This window comes from Flavobacterium longum (assembly GCF_965137575.1).
GTDB lineage: Bacteria > Bacteroidota > Bacteroidia > Flavobacteriales > Flavobacteriaceae > Flavobacterium > Flavobacterium longum.
Window position 1 is genome coordinate 505,933 of record NZ_CBCRZJ010000002.1, and the last position, 19,212, is coordinate 525,144.

16 protein-coding genes are annotated in these 19,212 nt (G+C 49.4%); 2 read left to right on the forward strand and 14 right to left on the reverse strand.

Translation table 11 applies throughout. The features are described 5' to 3' along the window. Positions 1 to 46: 46 nt before the first annotated feature. From lpxB to surE, 3 genes are read right to left on the reverse strand one after another with little or no spacing between them, the layout of a single operon-like run. Positions 47 to 1,159, reverse strand: coding sequence for a lipid-A-disaccharide synthase (gene lpxB / locus ACM9J1_RS05210; RefSeq protein ID WP_415580896.1), 1,113 nt, complete (start codon positions 1,157 to 1,159; stop codon positions 47 to 49). Further along, positions 1,156 to 1,434: a hypothetical protein gene (locus tag ACM9J1_RS05215; RefSeq protein WP_415580897.1), complete on the reverse strand. Its 279-nt coding sequence runs from the start codon at positions 1,432 to 1,434 to the stop codon at positions 1,156 to 1,158. The genes lpxB and ACM9J1_RS05215 overlap by 4 nt, the downstream gene beginning before the upstream one ends. Then, entirely contained in the window at positions 1,431 to 2,201 is a 771-nt protein-coding gene (surE, locus tag ACM9J1_RS05220; RefSeq protein ID WP_415580898.1) for a 5'/3'-nucleotidase SurE, read from the reverse strand. Before surE ends, ACM9J1_RS05215 begins: the two co-directional genes overlap by 4 nt. Positions 2,202 to 2,415: 214 nt before the next feature. Here surE and ACM9J1_RS05225 point away from each other — a divergent pair, with 214 nt between their 5' ends. Beyond that, on the forward strand, positions 2,416 to 4,611 hold the full coding sequence (locus ACM9J1_RS05225; RefSeq protein ID WP_415580899.1) for a carboxy terminal-processing peptidase: 2,196 nt from the start codon (positions 2,416 to 2,418) through the stop codon (positions 4,609 to 4,611). Between the two features lie 49 nt (positions 4,612 to 4,660). Here the strand turns inward: ACM9J1_RS05225 and ACM9J1_RS05230 are convergent, their stop codons facing one another. The 7 genes from ACM9J1_RS05230 to purH form a co-directional block, all read right to left on the reverse strand. Beyond that, positions 4,661 to 5,155, reverse strand: coding sequence for a hypothetical protein (locus ACM9J1_RS05230; RefSeq protein ID WP_415580900.1), 495 nt, complete (start codon positions 5,153 to 5,155; stop codon positions 4,661 to 4,663). A gap of 33 nt (positions 5,156 to 5,188) precedes the next feature. Next, on the reverse strand, positions 5,189 to 6,445 hold the full coding sequence (rodA, locus tag ACM9J1_RS05235) for a rod shape-determining protein RodA (RefSeq protein ID WP_415580901.1): 1,257 nt from the start codon (positions 6,443 to 6,445) through the stop codon (positions 5,189 to 5,191). Next, positions 6,445 to 8,346 carry a penicillin-binding protein 2 gene (gene mrdA, locus ACM9J1_RS05240; RefSeq protein ID WP_415580903.1) on the reverse strand — a complete coding sequence of 634 codons (1,902 nt, stop codon included), beginning with the start codon at positions 8,344 to 8,346 and terminating at the stop codon, positions 6,445 to 6,447. The genes rodA and mrdA overlap by 1 nt, the downstream gene beginning before the upstream one ends. Next, positions 8,343 to 8,846 carry a rod shape-determining protein MreD gene (locus tag ACM9J1_RS05245; RefSeq protein WP_415580905.1) on the reverse strand — a complete coding sequence of 168 codons (504 nt, stop codon included), beginning with the start codon at positions 8,844 to 8,846 and terminating at the stop codon, positions 8,343 to 8,345. The genes mrdA and ACM9J1_RS05245 overlap by 4 nt, the downstream gene beginning before the upstream one ends. After that, positions 8,839 to 9,666, reverse strand: a complete 828-nt coding sequence (gene mreC, locus ACM9J1_RS05250; RefSeq protein WP_415580906.1) for a rod shape-determining protein MreC — start codon at positions 9,664 to 9,666, stop codon at positions 8,839 to 8,841. Before mreC ends, ACM9J1_RS05245 begins: the two co-directional genes overlap by 8 nt. A gap of 88 nt (positions 9,667 to 9,754) precedes the next feature. Then, positions 9,755 to 10,783, reverse strand: coding sequence for a rod shape-determining protein (locus ACM9J1_RS05255; protein WP_415580907.1), 1,029 nt, complete (start codon positions 10,781 to 10,783; stop codon positions 9,755 to 9,757). 100 nt (positions 10,784 to 10,883) lie between these two features. Further along, complete coding sequence (gene purH / locus ACM9J1_RS05260) at positions 10,884 to 12,410, reverse strand: bifunctional phosphoribosylaminoimidazolecarboxamide formyltransferase/IMP cyclohydrolase (RefSeq protein WP_415580909.1); 1,527 nt, start codon at positions 12,408 to 12,410, stop codon at positions 10,884 to 10,886. Positions 12,411 to 12,729: 319 nt separating this feature from the next. On the opposite strand from purH, the gene ACM9J1_RS05265 reads away from it, so the two are divergent. Continuing rightward, entirely contained in the window at positions 12,730 to 13,986 is a 1,257-nt protein-coding gene (locus tag ACM9J1_RS05265; protein ID WP_415580910.1) for an ABC transporter permease, read from the forward strand. Here the strand turns inward: ACM9J1_RS05265 and ACM9J1_RS05270 are convergent, their stop codons facing one another. The 4 genes from ACM9J1_RS05270 to tamL all read right to left on the reverse strand — a co-directional run bounded on the left by ACM9J1_RS05270 (position 13,987) and on the right by tamL (position 19,182). Continuing rightward, positions 13,987 to 14,496 (reverse strand): hypothetical protein, encoded by a 510-nt coding sequence (locus tag ACM9J1_RS05270; protein ID WP_415580911.1) that lies wholly within the window; start codon positions 14,494 to 14,496, stop codon positions 13,987 to 13,989. Positions 14,497 to 14,535: 39 nt separating this feature from the next. After that, positions 14,536 to 15,390, reverse strand: coding sequence for an acetyl-CoA carboxylase, carboxyltransferase subunit beta (gene accD / locus ACM9J1_RS05275; protein ID WP_415580912.1), 855 nt, complete (start codon positions 15,388 to 15,390; stop codon positions 14,536 to 14,538). Between the two features lie 140 nt (positions 15,391 to 15,530). After that, complete coding sequence (gene fbaA / locus ACM9J1_RS05280; RefSeq protein WP_415580913.1) at positions 15,531 to 16,598, reverse strand: class II fructose-bisphosphate aldolase; 1,068 nt, start codon at positions 16,596 to 16,598, stop codon at positions 15,531 to 15,533. 46 nt (positions 16,599 to 16,644) lie between these two features. Continuing rightward, the gene (tamL, locus tag ACM9J1_RS05285; protein ID WP_415580914.1) at positions 16,645 to 19,182 is read right to left on the reverse strand and encodes a translocation and assembly module lipoprotein TamL; all 2,538 of its coding nucleotides are present in this window, start codon (positions 19,180 to 19,182) and stop codon (positions 16,645 to 16,647) included. Positions 19,183 to 19,212: the final 30 nt, after the last annotated feature.

The following is a 19,212-nucleotide window of genomic DNA, read 5'->3' on the forward strand; positions in this document are numbered from 1 at the left end:
TTTTCCGCGAAAGCAAAACTTCGGAAAAACCGCACCAATCCTGAAATTATTTTAGGTTCGCCACAATGAGTTTTGCCGTTTTTCGGGAAGCACCCAAGCCGCCCAGTGCGGTTTCCAATGCCTCGTAGTCGGACAATATCCGCTGCCTGTTTTCCGGGTCCAGCAACTTTTGCAACTCTTCACGGACGCGTTTGGTGTTCAGGTCGCTTTGGATAAGTTCGGTCACGATAGGTTTGTCCATGATGAGGTTCACGAGCGAAATGTATTTTAGGGTAATGATCCTCTTGGCGATTTGGTACGACACCCAACTGCCTTTGTAGCAAACCACTTCGGGTACTTTAAACAGCGCGGTTTCGAGCGTGGCCGTTCCCGAAGTAACGAGCGCCGCGGTGGACATACTCAGCAAATCATAGGTTTTGTTCGAGACGAAATGCACACTTTTGTTCAGTAGGAACTGTTCGTAAAAATGATAATCCTGCGCCGGCGCGCCCGCGATCACGAACTGATAATCCTTGAAATCATCGACAACGCTGAGCATGATGGACAGCATTTTCTTGATTTCCTGTTTGCGGCTTCCGGGCAACAAGGCAATAATCGGCCGGTTGTCTAGGTCGTGCGCCCGTCTGAACGCGATTTCGTCGGTAGGTTGGCGGTCGTGGATGGCATCAATGAGCGGATGGCCGACGAATGCTACGGGATAATTATGTTTCTTCTCGTAAAAATCCTTCTCGAACGGCAAGATGACATACATTTGATCCACATCGCGCCTGATGGCCTTGATGCGGTTTTCCTTCCATGCCCAAATCTGCGGCGAAATATAGTAGTGCGTCTTATAACCGAGCGGTTTGGCCCATTGCGCAATCCGCATATTGAATCCAGGATAATCGATGAAAATAATGACGTCCGGATGAAACTCAGCGATGTCTTTCTTGCAGAAATCGATGTTGCGCAAGATGGTTTTCAGGTTCATCAGCACTTCGGCAAAACCCATGAACGCGAGGTCGCGGTAGTGTTTCACCAACGTGCCGCCCGCTGCCTGCATCAGATCACCGCCCCAAAAACGGATATCGGCCTGCGGATCTTCCTCGCGCAATGCCTTGATCAAGTTCGAACCGTGTAAATCGCCCGAGGCTTCACCGGCAATAAGGTAGTATTTCATAGGAGCAACGAAACGGTTAAGAGTACCAACGTGGCCAGCAAAAGGCCGCGCGACACCAATTCATTTTTGCGGACGGTAAAGGTGAAAATGGCCAGGTTCGCGAGTAGCCCGATGCGCAAAACATTCGGCAACTGCCCACGCCACTTGAGTTGTTTGAATCCGTCGCCGAAATCCAAATGCATATACAGGGCGAATCCGGCCACAAACAACAACGCCAGGAAAAGCGGTGCGGCAATGCCCAAAATCAGTCCTTTGATGACAAGTTTCTTATTCATAATTTCCAGTTCTGGAGTTGTGGCATGGCGTGGTATGCGGTGAGGTCAAATTGCACCGGCACTACGGAAATGTAGCCGTTGTTCAGCGCCCATTCGTCGGTGTCTTCGCCGTTGTCCTGATTGACGAATTCGCCGGTGAGCCAATAGTATTCGCGTCCGGATGGCGATTTGCGTTTGTCGAAGGTTTCCATCCACATCGCTTTGGCCTGGCGACAGACTTTGATGCCTTGAATGGCATCTTCCGCAAGTTTCGGGAAATTGACATTGAGCAACACGCCATCGGGCAGTCCATTTTTCAGGACTTCGGTGGCGATGCGTCGGATGTATTCTTTCGTCGGGGTAAAATCGGCGTTCCAGTCGTAGTCGCACAAGGAAAACCCGATAGACGGAATGCCTTCGATGGCCGCTTCCACCGCCGCACTCATGGTTCCGGAATAAATGACATTGATGGACGAATTCGAGCCGTGATTGATGCCCGACACACACAAATCCGGTTTGCGGTGCAGGATTTCCACGACGGCCATTTTCACGCAATCGACCGGCGTTCCAGAGCAGGCATATTCAGTCACGACGGCTTGTTCGGCGGATACTTTATTGAGGTATAACGTGTTGTTGATCGTGATTGCGTGGCCCATCGCGCTCTGCGGTTTGTCTGGCGCCACCACGACCACGTTCCCGATCTCGCTCATGACGTCAATCAAGGCTCGGATGCCCGGCGCGGTAATCCCGTCGTCGTTGGTTACTAAAATCAAAGGTCTTTCGGTCATGGAAATCGCGTCGTAACAAATTTTTGAATCGGTAGACAAATGCAGACAAATCAAGCCAATAGGGCTGAAATCGTTGGGTAAAATTTAACAGCGGCCATCAGATTTAATTTCTACTTTTGGAAAACAAAAATAGCGATTTTACACACGCTGCACCTATTTTTGTACCTTGCGCGTCAAAGCCTTTTTGGGTTTGCGTTTAATTCGAATTTAAAAGATGGAGACTTTTATGACATTTATGAAAAGGAATTATAAGATTTTGTTGCTCGTTGTCGCGCTTTCTGTGGCATTCTGGAGCTTCATCCCTAAAACCAACAACAACGATCCTGAGAAAGACAAGGTGTTGCTGGAATTGTTGGCTTTCGTCATCGAACGCGGACACTATGATCCTGCGGCCATCGACGACAACCTGTCTAAAGGCATTTACAAAGATTACATCCAGGCGCTCGATCCTTCGAAGCGTTTTTTCTTGCAGTCAGACATCGACGAATTCGCCAAGTATGAATTCATGATCGACGACCAGATCAAGAACCGCGACCTGACCTTTTTCGACCTGACCTACAACCGACTGATGCAACGCATCAAGGAAAGCAAGAATTACTACAAAGACGTGTTGGCCAACCCGATCGATTACACCGTGAACGAAACGACCAATACCGACTACGACAAACAGCCGTACGCAAAGAATGTAGCCGAGTTGAAAGAACGCTGGCGGAAACAGATCAAGTTGTCAACACTGTCATCGCTGACCGATAAATTGGAGTTGCAGGAAAAGGGCAGCACAGATTCCGACAAGAAAGACGGCAAGAAAGACGACGTCAAGATCGAGAAGAAGACTTACGCCGAATTGGAAGCCGATACCCGCGCCAGTTCTTTGAAATCATTGAATGAATATTTTGGTTTTGTGGACGATTTAAACCGCGAAGACTGGTTTTCGGTTTTTGTGAACGCCATCGCATCGCGTTTTGACCCGCACACTTCGTATTTCGCACCTGAGGAGAAAGACCGGTTTGACATTTCCATGAGCGGAAAACTCGAAGGCATCGGCGCGCGTTTGCAGAAGAAAAACGATTTCACCGAAGTCACCGAACTCATTTCGGGCGGTCCGGCATGGCGTCAGAAAGAACTCGAACCTGGCGATGTCATCCTCAAAGTAGCGCAGGGCAACGCCGAACCGGTAGATGTCGTGGGCATGCGCCTAGACGACGTGGTCAAGAAAATCAAAGGCCCGAAAGGCACAGAGGTACGTTTGTCTGTAAAAAAAGCCGATGGTACGATGAAGATTATTTCCATCATCCGCGATCAGGTTGAAATCGAGGAAACCTACGCCAAATCCAGCATTGTGCAGAAAGACGGCATGAAATACGGCATCATTTACCTGCCGAAATTCTACATCGATTTTGAAGACAACAGCAGCCGTGATGCCGGAAAAGACATTGCGCTTGAAGTGGAAAGACTTAAGAAAGAAGGCGTGCAAGGCATCATCATGGATGTACGCGACAATGGTGGCGGTTCGTTGAAGACCGTTGTTGATATTGCGGGATTGTTCATCGAAGAAGGTCCGATTGTACAAATCAAGTCGGCGGGAAAACGCAAGGAAGTATTGTACGACAAAGACAAACGCATCCAATGGGACGGCCCGTTGGTAGTTATGGTGAACAGTTTCTCGGCTTCGGCATCTGAGATTTTGGCGGCCGCCATCCAGGATTACCACCGCGGCGTCATCATCGGCAGCAAGCAGACCTACGGCAAAGGAACAGTCCAGAATGTGATCGACCTGAACCAATTTGTACGCAGCAGTGATCTCGGCGATTTGGGCGCGCTCAAAACCACGACACAGAAGTTCTACCGAATCAATGGCGGTTCTACGCAATTGGAAGGTGTGAGCAGCGACGTCGCCATGCCGGATCGTTATGCATATGTGAAAATGGGTGAGCGCGATATAGACAACGCTATGCCTTGGGATAAAATCGACCCAGCCGACTACCAGACCTGGAAAGGTTCAGGGAATTTTGATCAAGCCATCGCCAACAGCCGCAAACGGATTGCTTCTGATCCTGCCTTCAAACTGATCGATGAAAACGCCAAGTGGCTCAACGACCGCAGCGAGGAAACAGCTTACAACCTCAAGCTGGACCAATTCCAGGCCGAGCAGAAAGCACTCGAAGAGAAGGCGAAAAAGTACAAGTCATTGGCCGACTACAAAAACAATCTGAAGTTCACGTCGTTGCCTTACGAAGAAGAAGCCACTGCGAAAGATCCGGTGCTCAAGGAAAAGCGCGACCGTTGGCACGAAAGTTTGTCGAAAGACATCTATGTACAGGAAGCCATCAACGTCCTGGACGATTTGTCTGGCAAGAAAACCTACGAAAAAAGCGTCACCTTGAAAAAAGACAAAACCGTAAAATCATAACGGTCCTAAGCCAAAAAAAAAACGCTCCGGTTATTCGGAGCGTTTTTTTTTAGTCGCGCAATTTGCTGAGCGCTTTCTGTTCCTTTTCGAGCTTTTCTTCCAGTTCTGTTACCTTAAGCCGGAGTTTTGAAATATCGATGTTTTTTTCGCTGGCCTCAACCGCTGTGATTTTTCCTTTGGATTGTGCCTTTTCGAGCTTCTTGGTTTCCTTTTCGATTTTCTTTTTCGTGTCCTCAATTTTTTCCTGAAGCCTTGCTACGTCTTTTTCGGCGGAGAGGATTTTTCTTTGCCTTTTCTCGAACGCCGACTTTTCGCGTTCCATTTTCCGTTGCTCCTTTTCGAGTTTCCTTTGCTCGCGTTTGAGTTTTTCCGCGGCTTTATCTTCTTCCGTCTTGCTTTTGGCCAACACGCCGGGTGCGGGCGTCGGTTGTACGGAAACAGAATCAACGGTCGTGCCTTGTTGCTGTTGTTCGGTCGGTTTCACTTCTTGCGCAGCCAATGCACACGTGGCAAAAAGCGACAGCATTAAAAATTTCGTTTTCATGGTAAGTTTTTTAAGTTACAATCGATTTGCAGGTTACCATTCGTTCACTTTGTTCGCGTCCATTTTCAGGAAGATGAACAACAAAATGGTGAAGCCCCAAAGTCCCGAGCCGCCATACGAGAAGAACGGCAACGGCACCCCGATGGTCGGGAAAACGCCCACAACCATCGCGATATTTACGAAGAAATGTATGAAAAGGATTGACGCCACGCAATAGCCATATACGCGGCTGAATTTGGTTTTCTGTCGTTCGGCCAAATAAATGATCCGGACAATCAGGCAAACGAACAGTGCAATGACCACCAGCGAACCCAGAAAACCCCATTCTTCGCCCACGGTCGTAAAGATGTAATCGGTATGTTGTTCGGGTACGAAACCGCCTTTGGTCTGCGTGCCTTCCAGATAACCCTTGCCGAAAAATCCGCCGGAGCCAATCGCAATTTCAGATTGGTTGGTGTTGTAGCCGATGCCTTTCATATCGACTTCCTTGCCCAGCAAAATATTGAAACGGTCGCGGTGGTGTTGCTTGAAGACGTTGTCGAATACATAATCTACCGACAGCACGAATACCGAAATGGCCAAAAGCGCCATGATGCTGGCCACGATGTTGCGGCTGGCGATCCGGCTTCGGTAATAGATGAATATGACGACCAGCGCGGCAATCAGGATGATGACCCAAGCCTTGAGCATCAGCGCCAGGAAAAACACGACGGCAGCGATGAAACCCGTCCACAAATACCAAGCGGGCAAGCCTTCGCGATAAAGCACCAAGATCAGTGACGTGTAGATGAGCGCACTTCCGGGGTCATGCGGCACGATCAAAATCACCGGCAAAGCCAAGATGCCGAGTGCCTGCATCTGTCGGTTCGTGTCCTTGAGGTTGATTTGTACATCGCTGAGGTATTTGGCTAGCGCGAGCGCCGTGGCCGACTTGGCGAATTCCGAAGGCTGTAATCCAAACGCCCCGAATGAATACCAGTTGGTTTGGCCTTTCACCGTACTGCCGAAGACGAACAATCCGGCGAGCGACAGCAAGGAAATCGCAAAGATGATGCTGGAGAACTTCTCATAAAATTTCCCGTCCACCGCCAAAATCACGAAAATCAGCGGCACCGTCAGGGCAATGAACATCAACTGTTTGGAGTACTCGTGGCTCAAATCGAAAATAGAGTTGTCCGTCGTCAGCGAAAGCGAGGACGAATAGATATTCATCCAACCCATGACCACGAGCAACGTGTATATGAACACGCTGATCCAGTCAATATTGCTTGTGACGCTTTGGTTTTTCATTAGTTTTCCGCTTCGGTGCTGTCAATCCTCGGCTTGACGTTGATCAAGCTGTCCACGTTCTTTTTGCCGATGTTCAAATATTTGGTGTATTCGGCCTGTAGGCTGCCTTCGAGCATGCGTTTCTCCAAATCTTTCCGGGTAATCTTCCGTTTGATGTATTTTTCGATCATCAAGCTCGTGATCGGGCCGGCCCAGCGTTTTCCCCAATAGCCGTTTTCCACATACACCGCAATCGCAATTTTCGGGTTGTCTTTCGGCGCAAAGGCCACAAAAATCGAGTGGTCTTGCAGCTTGACGCGTTTGCCGTTGATTTTTGTATAATTCTCCGCCGTTCCCGTTTTGCCGCAGATGTCGATGCCTTCCACGTTCAGGCCGCGGGCGGTTCCGAGATTATAAACGTCGAATAGTCCGGAAATGACCGGCTCAAAATGTTTCCGATCGATAGACGTCACGTGTTTTTTCTTGAATTTCGGATCGATACCCTGGCCTTTGATTTTCTTGATGACGTGAGGCGTGTAATAATAACCACGGTTGGCTACGGCCGCCATCATGTTGGCGAGTTGCATGGGCGTCATCAAAACTTCACCTTGGCCAATGGCATTCGAGACGATGGTCGTGCTACGCCAGGCCCAATTCGGGTAAATGCGCTTATAGGTTTTCGAGGTCGGACGCAAGCCGCGTTTTCCCGTCGGCAGATCGTAACCCATGAATTCACCCAATCCGAAACTCTTCAGGTGGTTGCTCCAGACATCTACGCCAATGGCCGGGCTGCGGTATTTGTCGAGCGTTTTCATGTAGATGCTCGCAAAGTAAGTGTTACACGAATTGTAGATGCCGTTGTGGAGTTGCGACACGCCCGAATCGTGACATTTCATGAACCGGCCGCGTGCGTAACTGAACCCGTGGTGGCACACGAACGATGTGTTTTCGTCGATGACGCCTTCCTGCAATGCAATCAAGCCCGTCAAAATCTTGAACGGCGAGCCCGGCGGATTCAAGCCCAAAAGCCCGCGATCGAACAGCGGTTTGGCTACCGAATCATTGTACAGCATCGTGTAATTGCGCGAACGCTGACGCCCGACGAGCAAAGCCGGATCATACGACGGTGCAGTAACGAGCGCCAGGATTTCACCTGTTTTGGGCTCGATGGCCACGATGCCGCCGCGTTTGTTCATCATCAATTCCTCGCCATACTGCTGGAGTTCGGCATCGATGGACAGCGTGATGTCTTTGCCCTGAACCGCAATGGTATCGTAGCGGCCTTCTTTATATGGCCCGATGTCGCGGTTGAATTTGTCTTTCTGGATGTATTTGACGCCTTTGATGCCACGCAGTATGGTTTCATAACTTTCCTCGACGCCTTGTTTCCCGATCAAGTCACCGCTGATGTAGTAGGGGTTTTTCTTGATGATGGCGTCGTTTACCTGCGTAATGAAGCCGAATACGTTCGCGCCGCAATGCACCTGATAGTCGCGCAATGCACGTTTCTGGATTTCAAAACCGGGGAATTTCCGGATTTTTTCCTGGAACGCGGCGTATTCCATCTTGTTGAGTTGCGGCAGGAAAACAGAGCGGAGCAACGGGCTGTACACACGCGCTTTCTCGATGCGCTTGATGAAATCGTCTTTCGTGATGTGCAGCAGTCGGCAAAATTCGGCGGTATCGATGTCTTTCACTTCACGCGGAATCACCATGATGTCATAAGACGGCTGGTTAGCCACGAGCAACTTCCCGAAGCGGTCGTAAATGTAACCGCGCTCCGGGTAATCGTACTTGATCTTGATGGCGTTGTTGTCTGACTTCAGCTTGAACGAATCGTCAATGACTTGCAGGTAAAAAAGCCTGATCAACAGCAAGACGGTCGTAATGATAATCAGCGTCGGCAAGAGTGCTTTTCTCATCTTCTACTCGGCTTAAAAATATAAATCAGGATGATACTTAGGATAATCGTGAAAATCGTACTGCCTACCGTACGCAGGATGATGCCCCAAAACGACGCGAACCAGATCTCGAGGATGAACAAGATAACGTGGTGCACGACTACCGAAATCAGGATGAACGAGAACCGCTCGGGCGTCAGGATGTCATTGATCTTGATGGTTTGGTATTCGTAACTCAAACCGAACGAGAACTTGAAGATGGCCGGTCGCACATAGGCCAAGACCACGCAGGCCGCCGCATGCACGCCGCCGGAATTGCAGAACATGTCCATCAGCCAACCCAGCATAAATGAGGCGCCGAGCAAGCCCAGTTTGTTGCCGTCTACCGGGTACAACATGATGAACAGAATGTACGGATACGGTGTAACGTAACCCCAAAAATCCATGTTGTTGAAAATGACCACTTGGGCCATGAGCAGCAAAATGAAACGGACGATATTGACGATTACGGCGCTATTCATCTTTCTTGGTCGTGGCTTCCAGTTTAATGATTTCGTCGCGATGCCTAGGCTTGATCACATATACATGGCCCAGGTTGGTCATGTCGTTGAACAACCGCACGTTGATGGTGTAGAAGTTCGTTTCGTCGTCGGTGAAGATTTTGTCGATGGTACCGATGCCGATATTCGGTGGGAAAATGGTCGATTGGTCGCCGGTCACGATGGTGTCGCCCTTGCGGATGGCGGCCAGTCGCGGCAAATCGATGAGTTGGACGAAGCCGGTGCTCTTGCCGTCCCAGATGAGTGTGCCGAAGTGGTTCGACTTCTTGATTTTCGCGTTGATCTGCGACTTGATGTTCAGGATGCTGATGACCGTCGCATAATTTTTCGAGGTTTTATCGACCACGCCGATGATTCCCGCGCTGTTGATTACGCCCATGTCTGGCCTGATGCCGGCAGCCTCGCCGCTGTTGATGGTCAGGTAATTTTCATACGCGCTGTACGAATTGTGGATGACTTTCGAGGTGATGATGCTCGTCTTGTCCACGCCTTTGATGCTGTCTATTTTCTGCACCGCCGTAGAATCGCCGAGGTTAAAAAGCAAACTCTTGAGCCGTGCATTTTCCTTGGCCAGTTCTTCGTTCTGCCCGCGCAGCCTGAAATATTCGCCTGCCGCATTGATTTGTGAATACACGCCGCCCGTAAGGAAATTCGCCGACGATACCACTTTGCTTCGGTGGTAGGAATGCGACTGCACGGTCATGATCAGGGAAATGCCTAAAAGCAGCAAAAACAGCAACCGCGTACTGTTTTTAAAGATGAAATTAAATATCTGCTGCATTAGAATCTAGGCTATTACGTAAAAAATCCACACCCCAAATTGAAATCCTCGACGTCATTTTGGAATTTGGAATGCATCTTTTGGACTTTTATTTAATCAGAATGCTCCTGAATTTCGGGATGTTTTTCAGCGCCATTCCCGTACCGCGGACTACGGCGCGAAGCGGATCTTCGGCGATGTACACCGGAAGGTCGGTCTTTTGGGAAATCCTTTTGTCCAACCCGCGGAGCATCGAGCCGCCGCCGGCCAGGTAAATACCCGTATTGTAAATGTCGGCCGCCAATTCCGGTGGCGTTTGCGACAAGGTTTCCATAATTGCGTCTTCGATACGCTGGATGGATTTGTCGAGCGCTTTGGCGATTTCGCGGAACGACACTTCCACCTGTTTCGGTTTGCCTGTGAGCAAGTCACGGCCTTGTACAGACATGTCGTCCGGTGGCGTGTCCAGATCTTCAATGGCCGCGCCGATGGTAATCTTGATTTTCTCTGCGGTGCTTTCACCCACGAAAAGGTTGTGTTGTGTCCGCATATAGTAGATGATGTCGTTCGTGAACACGTCGCCCGCAATCTTTACGGACTTGTCGCAAACGATACCGCCGAGCGCGATAACCGCAATCTCCGTGGTTCCGCCGCCGATGTCCACAATCATGTTTCCTTTTGGTTGCATGATGTCGATCCCGATACCAATCGCCGCGGCCATGGGTTCGTGGATCAGGTAAACTTCTTTGCCGTTTACGCGTTCACAGCTTTCCTTCACCGCACGCATTTCCACCTCGGTAATGCCCGATGGGATACAGACCACCATGCGAAGTGCTGGTTTGAACATCCTTTTCTTCAACGCCGGAATGCTCATGATGAACATGTTGATCATTTTTTCGGAAGCGTCGAAGTCTGCAATAACGCCGTCTTTCAAAGGGCGAATCGTCTTGATGTTCTCATGGGTTTTTCCTTGCATCATGTTGGCTTCCTTACCCACAGCGGTAATCTTGCCCGATATTCGGTCGCGTGCCACTATCGACGGACTGTCAATGACAACCTTGTCATTGTGGATAATCAGGGTGTTAGCCGTGCCGAGGTCAATCGCGATGTCCTCGGTCATGAAGTCAAAAAATCCCATGTTCTGTTTTTGGGTTTAGGATTACTAAAAAATTACCGACAAAGTTAAACAAATTAATGCACCCAAATTAAACTTTTTTTGCTACGCGCGGGCAGAAAAATCAATGTTTAAAATGTCGCGTTCCGGTGAACACCATGGCCACTTTATTTTCGTTGCAATAGTTGATACTCAGTTCGTCCTTGATGGAACCGCCAGGCTGGATTACCGCCGAAATGCCAGCGTTGTGCGCAATCTCCACACAGTCCGGAAACGGGAAAAAAGCATCGCTGGCCATGACCGCGCCCTGGAGGTTAAATCCGAAGGAATTCGCTTTTTCGATGGCTTGTCGCAATGCATCTACACGGGAAGTCTGTCCGGTGCCTGAGGCAATCAGTTGGTTGCCTTTCGCCAGCACGATCGTGTTTGATTTGGTATTCTTGCAGATCTTGGAAGCAAATAGCAGGTCTTGGATTTCTTCAGATGTAGGGGCAATCTCAGTAACGGTAGTCAGGTGCGATTTATTGTCGGTGATGTTGTCCTTTCCTTGTACGAGCAAACCGTTGAGGCACGTACGTACTTGTTTTTCAGGTAGCGCGATGTCGTTTTGTACCAGAATAATGCGGTTTTTCTTTTCGGCCAAAACCGAAACGGCATGGTCATCATAAGAGGGCGCAATCACGACTTCACAGAATAATTTATTGATTTCTTCGGCCGTGTCCGCATCGATGTTTCCATTTGCGATGAGCACGCCGCCAAAGGCTGAGGTCGGGTCGCCGGCCAAGGCATCGAGATACGCTTGTTTCATAGTTTTGCGCGTGGCCAAACCGCAGGCGTTGTTGTGTTTCAGGATGGCAAAAGTCGGGTCGTCATTTTTGAATTCAAGGATCAGGTTAACGGCCGCATCCACATCCAAAAGGTTGTTGTAAGACAATTCCTTTCCGTGGAGCTTTTTGAACATCGCATCGAAATCGCCAAAGAAAAATCCTTTCTGGTGCGGGTTTTCGCCATAACGCAAGGTCATTCCATCGGCCATGCTGGCTTTAAAATAGGTGTCGTCTGTATTGAAATAGCTGAAAATAGCCGTATCGTAGTTCGATGAAACATGAAAAGCCCTCGTCGCGAAAAGCTTGCGGTCTTCCAGCGAAGTAGCGCCGTTTTTGGCTTCGAGCAAGTCGAGAAGCATCGGATATTCTGCCACCGACGGCACGATGACCGTGTCCTTGAAGTTCTTCGCCGCCGCCCGAATCAACGAAATGCCGCCGATGTCAATCTTTTCGATAATGTCATTTTCAGAAGCTCCCGATGCCACGGTTTTTTCGAACGGATACAAATCGACGATCACCAAATCGATTTGTGGAATATCAAATTCTTCCATTTGGGCCACATCGCTTTCGTTGTCCTGACGGTTGAGGATGCCGCCGAAGATTTTCGGGTGCAAGGTCTTGACGCGGCCGCCCAGAATCGATGGATAGGACGTGACGTCTTCTACGGCAACCACCGGAATGCCAAGGTTTTTGATGAATTCCTCGGTGCCGCCGGTAGAGTAGAAGGTAACGTTTTGCGCGTGTAATTTTTGGATGATGGGTTCCAATCCGTCTTTAGAAAAGACCGAAACCAAAGCCGATTTGATCGTTTTTTCAGTGTTCATTTGATGTAGTTGTGTTGAAGTTGCAAAAGTAGTTTTTTAACAGGAATGCAATGAATTTTCCGCGTATTAATTTTAGCAAAAAATGAGGTTTTCCCGTAACCCGGCCGCTGGCAGTTTTGTAGGGAAGCATCTGCCCCTTCCCCTGAAGGCAAGTTACCGGTTGCTTGATTTTTTCGATACGGAAAACCCGCAACAAATCCTAAATTTCACGATGCTGTGAATGCAATCGAAGTCGTCGCTGCAAGCTGCTGTGATCGACAGCCAAAATATTAGGTTTTTGCAGAAAAAATCCTGAATTTTACGCACCAACTTCCCGGATATGTTTGTTTACCTCAGGTTGCTTAGAGAAAGTTTCGGTTTCGCATTAGATGCGCTCCGGAACAACAAGTTGCGCACGCTCTTGTCGCTGCTGGGCGTAACCATCGGGATTTTTTCCATCATTGCCGTGCTGGCCGCCGTCGATTCCCTCGACCAGAAAATCAAGAAAGATTTAAGTGCCCTCGATAAGAATACCATGTATTTAACCCGCGTGCCGTTTGGCCCATCGGATGTGCCGCGTTGGAAGATCGACCAATTTCAGGATGTTTCCTACGACGAATACCGGCTATTGAAAGAGTCGGTGACAGGTGCCGAAAACCTTTGTTTCCAATATTTCACCAACCGCGAAACCATCAAATACGAAGGCGAAACCGCCAAAGACATCAACATGGTTCCGGTCACCGATGAGTTTGACGATATCCAGCGATTGGAGTTCGACAAAGGCCGTTTCTACAACGAGTCAGAATCGAATGCCGGCGCGCGTGTCATGGTGATTGGGCATGAAGTGGCCGAAACCCTTTTCAAAGGTGCCGACCCGATCGGCAAGCAAGTGCGGGCTTACGGACAGAAATTCACTATTATCGGCGTCATCAAGAAACAAGGCGCAGGCATGTTCGGCGACAGCAATGACACGTCGGCTTTCTTCACATCGAATTTCCTTCGGATGAAATACGGCGACAACATCAAGAGTGCTTTCATGTTGCCCGTGATCATCATCAAGCCGTTGCCAGACGAGAATAAAGACGAACTCAAAGGTGAAGTCATCCAGAAACTCCGCAACATCCGAGGCGTAAAAGCTGGCGAAATAGACGGATTCTTCGTAAACGTGCTTTCCGGTTTTACCGATTTGATCGATGGCATTGTCGGATTCCTGAATACCGTCGGCTGGATCATCAGCGGTTTTTCTTTGCTCGTTGGCGGGTTCGGCATCGCAAACATCATGTTCGTGTCGGTGAAGGAAAGAACCAACTTGATCGGCATTCAAAAATCGTTGGGCGCAAAGAACAAGTTCATCCTGTTCCAGTTTTTGTTCGAAGCCGTAATCTTATCTGTAATCGGCGGCGCCATCGGGATTTTCCTGGTCTGGATCATTACCCTGATGATGACCAGTATGTTGGATTTTGAATTCGTCCTGAGCGCGTTCAACATCTTTTTGGGCAGTTCGCTTGCGGCGCTCATTGGGCTGATTTCTGGCATTTTACCTGCGATTTCCGCCTCGCGGCTCGATCCGGTGGAAGCCATCCGGACCGGTATGTAATCAATCTTCCCGCACGTATTCTTTTCGGATTTGCAGATTGGCGTAGCTCCAACTTTGCGAATCGTCGTCATAAACGGTGGGAACCGATGCCGTGTAAGTCTTTGACATCACCTCGTCGTAAACCGTGTATTCGACTGCATATTCGGGCGATTCATTGACGAAATGCAGCCGGATGGTATGCGCATCAACCTTTTCCACATCACCGAAATTCCGCAGTATTTCCGAAGCGTCGTCGCAGTAGAACAATTGATGGTCGCCTTGGAATAACCGCGCATTGTTCAGCGTGAAGTTGTTGCCGTTGTTGGAAATCAGGATGTTCTCATCATACAGGCAACCAAACTCATTCACCATGTCCATTTGTGCCGTGCCGTCACGATTCCAATCCACGGGTTGCGACAACCGCATCGATCGCAGATGCCAGCGTCCGCGGATGGAACGGTCAGACACGTTGTCTTCTTCGATACAGCTGGCCAGCAAGAGCAGCGCGGTGAAAAGGGCAATCTTTTTCATGGGTAAGGAAAAAAAATCCCGCACGCGGCGGGAATTGGTTTATCGAATCGGTTGGTTCTGGATCAAGTCCAAAAACAAATTGATTTTGTCTTTCAGTTCTTTTCGCGGCGTGATGAAATCCAGGAAGCCGTGCTCCAAGACGAATTCGGCCGTCTGGAAACCTTCCGGCAACTCTTTTCCGGTCGTGTCTTTTACCACGCGTGGCCCGGCAAACCCGATGAGCGCGCCCGGTTCAGAGATGTTCACGTCGCCCAACATCGCGTAAGAAGCGGTTGTTCCGCCGGTGGTCGGGTCTGTACACAATGAGATGTAAGGGATTTTTGCGTCCGCCAATTGCGCCAATTTCGCCGATGTTTTCGCCAATTGCATCAGCGAATACGCCGCTTCCATCATACGTGCGCCGCCAGATTTTGAAATCATGACGAAAGGCGTTTTGTTCTTGATCGCGTAATCGATGCCGCGCGCAATTTTTTCGCCCACGACCGCGCCCATCGAACCGCCGATGAAAGCGAAATCCATACAGCAAACCACGAGGTCTTTTCCTTTAGATTTGCCTACGCCAGTGCGCACCGCGTCTTTCAATTTGGTCTTTTCCATGGCTTCCTTCAAGCGGTCGCCGTATTTTTTGGTATCCACGAAATGCAACGGATCTTTCGAAGTCATCTTCGCGTCCAATTCCTTGAACTCGTTGTTGTCGAACAAAATTTCGAAATATTCCTTGCTGCCGATCCTGACGTGGAAGCCATCTTCCGGGCTTACCCAAAGGTTGCGCGCCAGTTCGTCGGCATCGATGATTTTGCCCGTCGGCGATTTGTACCACAGTCCTTTCGGAACGTCTTTCTTATCTTCGGTGGCAGTCGTGATGCCTTTTTGTGTTCTTTTAAACCAAGCCATATTAGTTGCTAGTTTTTAGTTGCTAGTTGCTAGATGAATTGTCTAGCGACTTATTAACTCGTAAAATTATTATTCATTCTGATATTGTTGCAGTATAAAGTTTCGGCTAGTGCTAACAACTAGCAACTAAAAACTAACAACTAGAGCGTATTCACATTATTCAAATCCGCAAACGCCTGCTCCAAACGCTTGTTGAAGGTCAATTCGCCTTCGCGTACCCATTTGCGCGGATCGTAATGTTTCTTGTTTGGTGCATCGGCGCCGGTTGGGTTGCCGATTTGTGTTTTCAGGTAATCGATGTTGTTCACCATATAATCGCGGATGCCTTCCGTGAAGGCGAATTGCAGATCCGTATCGATGTTCATCTTGATCACGCCGTAGCTGATGGCTTCGCGGATTTCTTCCAGTGTAGAACCCGAACCGCCGTGGAATACGAAATCAACTGGGTTTTCGCCGGTCTGGAAACGGTGCTTCACGAATTCTTGTGAATTCTTCAGGATTTTCGGGGTGAGTTTGACGTTGCCCGGTTTGTACACGCCGTGCACGTTGCCGAATGCCGCCGCAATGGTAAAGCGCGGGCTGACTTTCATCAATTCTTCATAGGCGTACGCGACTTCTTCCGGTTGCGTGTAGAGCTTCGAGCTGTCAACATCAGAGTTGTCCACGCCGTCTTCCTCGCCGCCGGTGATGCCCAATTCAATTTCGAGTGTCATGCCCATTTTGGTCATGCGCTCCAAGTATTTTTTGCAGATTTCTATGTTTTCGTGCAGCGGTTCTTCAGACAGGTCGATCATGTGCGAACTGTACAAAGGTTTTCCGGTTTCGGCGAAATGTTTCTCGGATGCGTCGAGCAATCCGTCGAGCCAAGGCAGCAATTTCTTCGCACAATGGTCTGTATGTAAAATCACGGTGGCACCGTAGGCTTCGGCTAAAGTATGGATGTGTTTTGCGCCCGCAACGCCGCCTGCAATGGCTGCCCGTTCATTTTCGTTAGACAAACCTTTGCCTGCGTTGAACGCTGCGCCGCCGTTTGAAAACTGGATGATGACTGGTGCTTTGAGTTTTGCCGCCGTTTCCAGCGTACCATTGATGGTGCTCGAACCGACTACGTTAACGGCTGGCAAAGCGAAGCCTTTTTCTTTGGCGTAGCGGAAGATTGCCTGGACTTCATCGCCAGTGGCTACGCCGGGTTTGATATTGTGGGCCATTGTTTCTGGTTTTTCGTTAAGTGGACAAAAATACTAATTTCTGTTTTTAGAACGGATAATTGATGCCAATATTTAGGACCGAGTTCGCGAAGTTGTAATCGTGGAACCAACGTTTCTTTTCGTCGGCCGGATTGTAGGTCTTGAAACCGATGTCAAACCTGACCACAAAGAAGTTAAAGTCATACCGAAGCCCGATGCCGGAACCTACCGCGATGTCATTCAGCGATTGGATGCCGTCAAAAGTGGCGCGCTCATCGGTGATGTTGTCGAGCACGTTCCAGATGTTTCCGGCATCCACAAAAAACGCACTGTTGAAACTCCCGAACACGTTAAACCTATATTCTGCGCTGAAGGCCAATTTCATGTTGGCTTCGTTGAAATCGTAAATCGTACGCGAGCTGCCTGGCCCGAGCCCATAGGATTGCCACGCGCGGTTGTCGTTGGAACCGCCGGCGAAATAACTTCGCGAAAACGGGACGCTATTTGAATTCCCGTACGGCACCGCGATACCGCCGAATGCGCGGAGCGCCAGCACTTTCTTGACGCCCATGTCGAAATGCTTGATGAACTCGAATTCGGTCTTGATGTATTGCGAGTACGCTACGCCCAAGATTGTATTGTTTTTGCCCTGGTTGTCGAGTTCCTTGGAAATGCGCGCCAGAATCGACAAGGCATTGCCCGCAGATTCCACTTTCGCCCGGAAAATATGGAACGTATCATCAGACAAATCGGCTTTGGTGGTTTTGGAATAACTGAAGCTAGAGGCGAAAATCAGGTTGTTTTCCGTAAGCCTTTCGCGGCGTTCCTCGATGTTGGTAACGGTTTTGAAATCGTCTGGCGAAACCACGAGCGCACCGCTTTCCACATCGGTGATGAAATCGTTCGCGCCGCCTTGCGCAATGGTCAGGTTGCCGTCGTCATCGAGATAGTCTGGACTCACCGGATAGTTTTGCGCAATGTTGTTCAATACGTCGTACGAAGACTGATACACGTTGAAATAGTTGCCCGTATTGACGTTGTTCACGTATTGCACGTTGAATAAATCGAGACGCGCGCTGCGGAACCGTTTCGGCGTCCAGTTGTAGGTCATGGCCGCGGTGAAGTTTTCCTTGTCGAGCCCGATGTTTTCCTGTTTGGCGAAGCCGGCGCTGATGGACGTGGACGGAATCATCGTCTTCGGGATGATTTTGTCAATCCGGATCGGGAAAATCCTCGGGAAGGAGAGCTTGATGTCGCCACCGTATTCCAACACGTTAAAGAACGAGTTGTCTGGGTTGGCGAAGTCTTTCGACGAACCGATGTTGCCGCGCAAGGACATTTCAAGCGTTTCTGCGCCGTTGAACACATTCCTGATCGATACCGACGTATTGCCCGAAATCCCGAAATCCTGGATGTTCGAGTGCGTAAAATCGATGCCTGCGCCAAAACTGTATTTAGGTCGAGAACTCAAGTAAATGTTCGTGATCAATCCGGTTCCGGTGCTGTCTTCGGTGTATTGGATCGTCGGGTAATTGAATACGCGCAAGTTGCTCAGATACCGCGACGTTAGACGTGTTTTGTAATCGGCAAAAAGGCTGTCCTGCAACACGATGAGCGCATCGGTGATGGCTTTGGGTTTGTAACGTAACTTGCCCGTGCTGTATAACCAGACATTGTTGTAGAACACGCTGTCGGTCTTTTTGCTGTCTGGTTTTTCGTGCGGCCCGGAACTATAAACGTTTACGCGGCTGATGCGGTAAATCTTGAACGGCTGGGTTTTGGTCGTGTCGTTTTCGCGGTACGAATGGTCGCCGATGAGCATTTTCACATTCGCTTTTTTCGTCGCGCCAAGCGAATCTACCTTGTAGCGGATGTACGTAGGCTGGAAATGGAATACGCCGCGGTTGCGGAAGTTGTTCGTGATGCGGCTGCGTTCGAGGTCGAAATCCACACTTTTGAACACGTTGCCCGATTTGATGAGCGATTTCGAGGCCGTGGTTTCGTACAGCGAATCGAGTGCAGGCGTCAGGATTTCTCGCGATATCGTGTCGATGACATACGGTTGCCCGGTCGTGATGTTGTAGGTGATTTGTGCGCGTTTGTGCCCGACCGAATCGATTTTGTAATCACTCTTCACATCGAAAAAACCCTTATTGAAGTAATACGACTTGAGCCGCGCCGCAGACTTTTTCGTGCTTTTCTCGTCGACCATGACCGGCGCTTCCCCGGATTTCTTCAGGAAGTTGTGCCAGCCGTAATAGTAGAAAGACTTGCCCAAACGATCGACCTGTTTCTTGGACAGCCATTTCGCCTTGCGCTTGTATTTCGCGGGATTTTTGATGTAGCGCGCCTTGTACGACGAATCAGGGTTGGGGTTCGCCATGTTGTACAAGTTCAGCCGAAGCCGGTAACCCAGTATGGAACTGTTGGGTTTTTGGTAGAGTTGTTCGCCGACTTCTTCGTTTTTTTCTTTCTTCCCGTTGACGATGATTTCGTTTTGGGTAAGCAGCCGTCGGTCTTTTGGAACCCGTTTTACCGCATCGCACGCCGTTATAATTATTCCCGTAAGAATAAATAATGATATTTTTGCAAGGCGCGTTTTCAAGTTTACCGAACTATTTAAGCCAAAAGTACA

What these genes read in the sequence shown, in the direction of transcription:
- purH (WP_415580909.1), bottom strand. Translation starts at nt 12,410, where the DNA reads ATGAACACTGAAAAAACGATCAAATCGGCTTTGGTTTCGGTCTTTTCT.
- rodA (WP_415580901.1), bottom strand. Translation starts at nt 6,445, where the DNA reads ATGAAAAACCAAAGCGTCACAAGCAATATTGACTGGATCAGCGTGTTC.
- surE (WP_415580898.1), bottom strand. Translation starts at nt 2,201, where the DNA reads ATGACCGAAAGACCTTTGATTTTAGTAACCAACGACGACGGGATTACC.
- fbaA (WP_415580913.1), bottom strand. Translation starts at nt 16,598, where the DNA reads ATGGCCCACAATATCAAACCCGGCGTAGCCACTGGCGATGAAGTCCAG.
- ACM9J1_RS05225 (WP_415580899.1), top strand. Translation starts at nt 2,416, where the DNA reads ATGGAGACTTTTATGACATTTATGAAAAGGAATTATAAGATTTTGTTG.
- ACM9J1_RS05270 (WP_415580911.1), bottom strand. Translation starts at nt 14,496, where the DNA reads ATGAAAAAGATTGCCCTTTTCACCGCGCTGCTCTTGCTGGCCAGCTGT.
- accD (WP_415580912.1), bottom strand. Translation starts at nt 15,390, where the DNA reads ATGGCTTGGTTTAAAAGAACACAAAAAGGCATCACGACTGCCACCGAA.
- ACM9J1_RS05215 (WP_415580897.1), bottom strand. Translation starts at nt 1,434, where the DNA reads ATGAATAAGAAACTTGTCATCAAAGGACTGATTTTGGGCATTGCCGCA.
- ACM9J1_RS05265 (WP_415580910.1), top strand. Translation starts at nt 12,730, where the DNA reads ATGTTTGTTTACCTCAGGTTGCTTAGAGAAAGTTTCGGTTTCGCATTA.
- mreC (WP_415580906.1), bottom strand. Translation starts at nt 9,666, where the DNA reads ATGCAGCAGATATTTAATTTCATCTTTAAAAACAGTACGCGGTTGCTG.
- ACM9J1_RS05245 (WP_415580905.1), bottom strand. Translation starts at nt 8,846, where the DNA reads ATGAATAGCGCCGTAATCGTCAATATCGTCCGTTTCATTTTGCTGCTC.
- lpxB (WP_415580896.1), bottom strand. Translation starts at nt 1,159, where the DNA reads ATGAAATACTACCTTATTGCCGGTGAAGCCTCGGGCGATTTACACGGT.
- mrdA (WP_415580903.1), bottom strand. Translation starts at nt 8,346, where the DNA reads ATGAGAAAAGCACTCTTGCCGACGCTGATTATCATTACGACCGTCTTG.
- ACM9J1_RS05255 (WP_415580907.1), bottom strand. Translation starts at nt 10,783, where the DNA reads ATGGGATTTTTTGACTTCATGACCGAGGACATCGCGATTGACCTCGGC.
- ACM9J1_RS05230 (WP_415580900.1), bottom strand. Translation starts at nt 5,155, where the DNA reads ATGAAAACGAAATTTTTAATGCTGTCGCTTTTTGCCACGTGTGCATTG.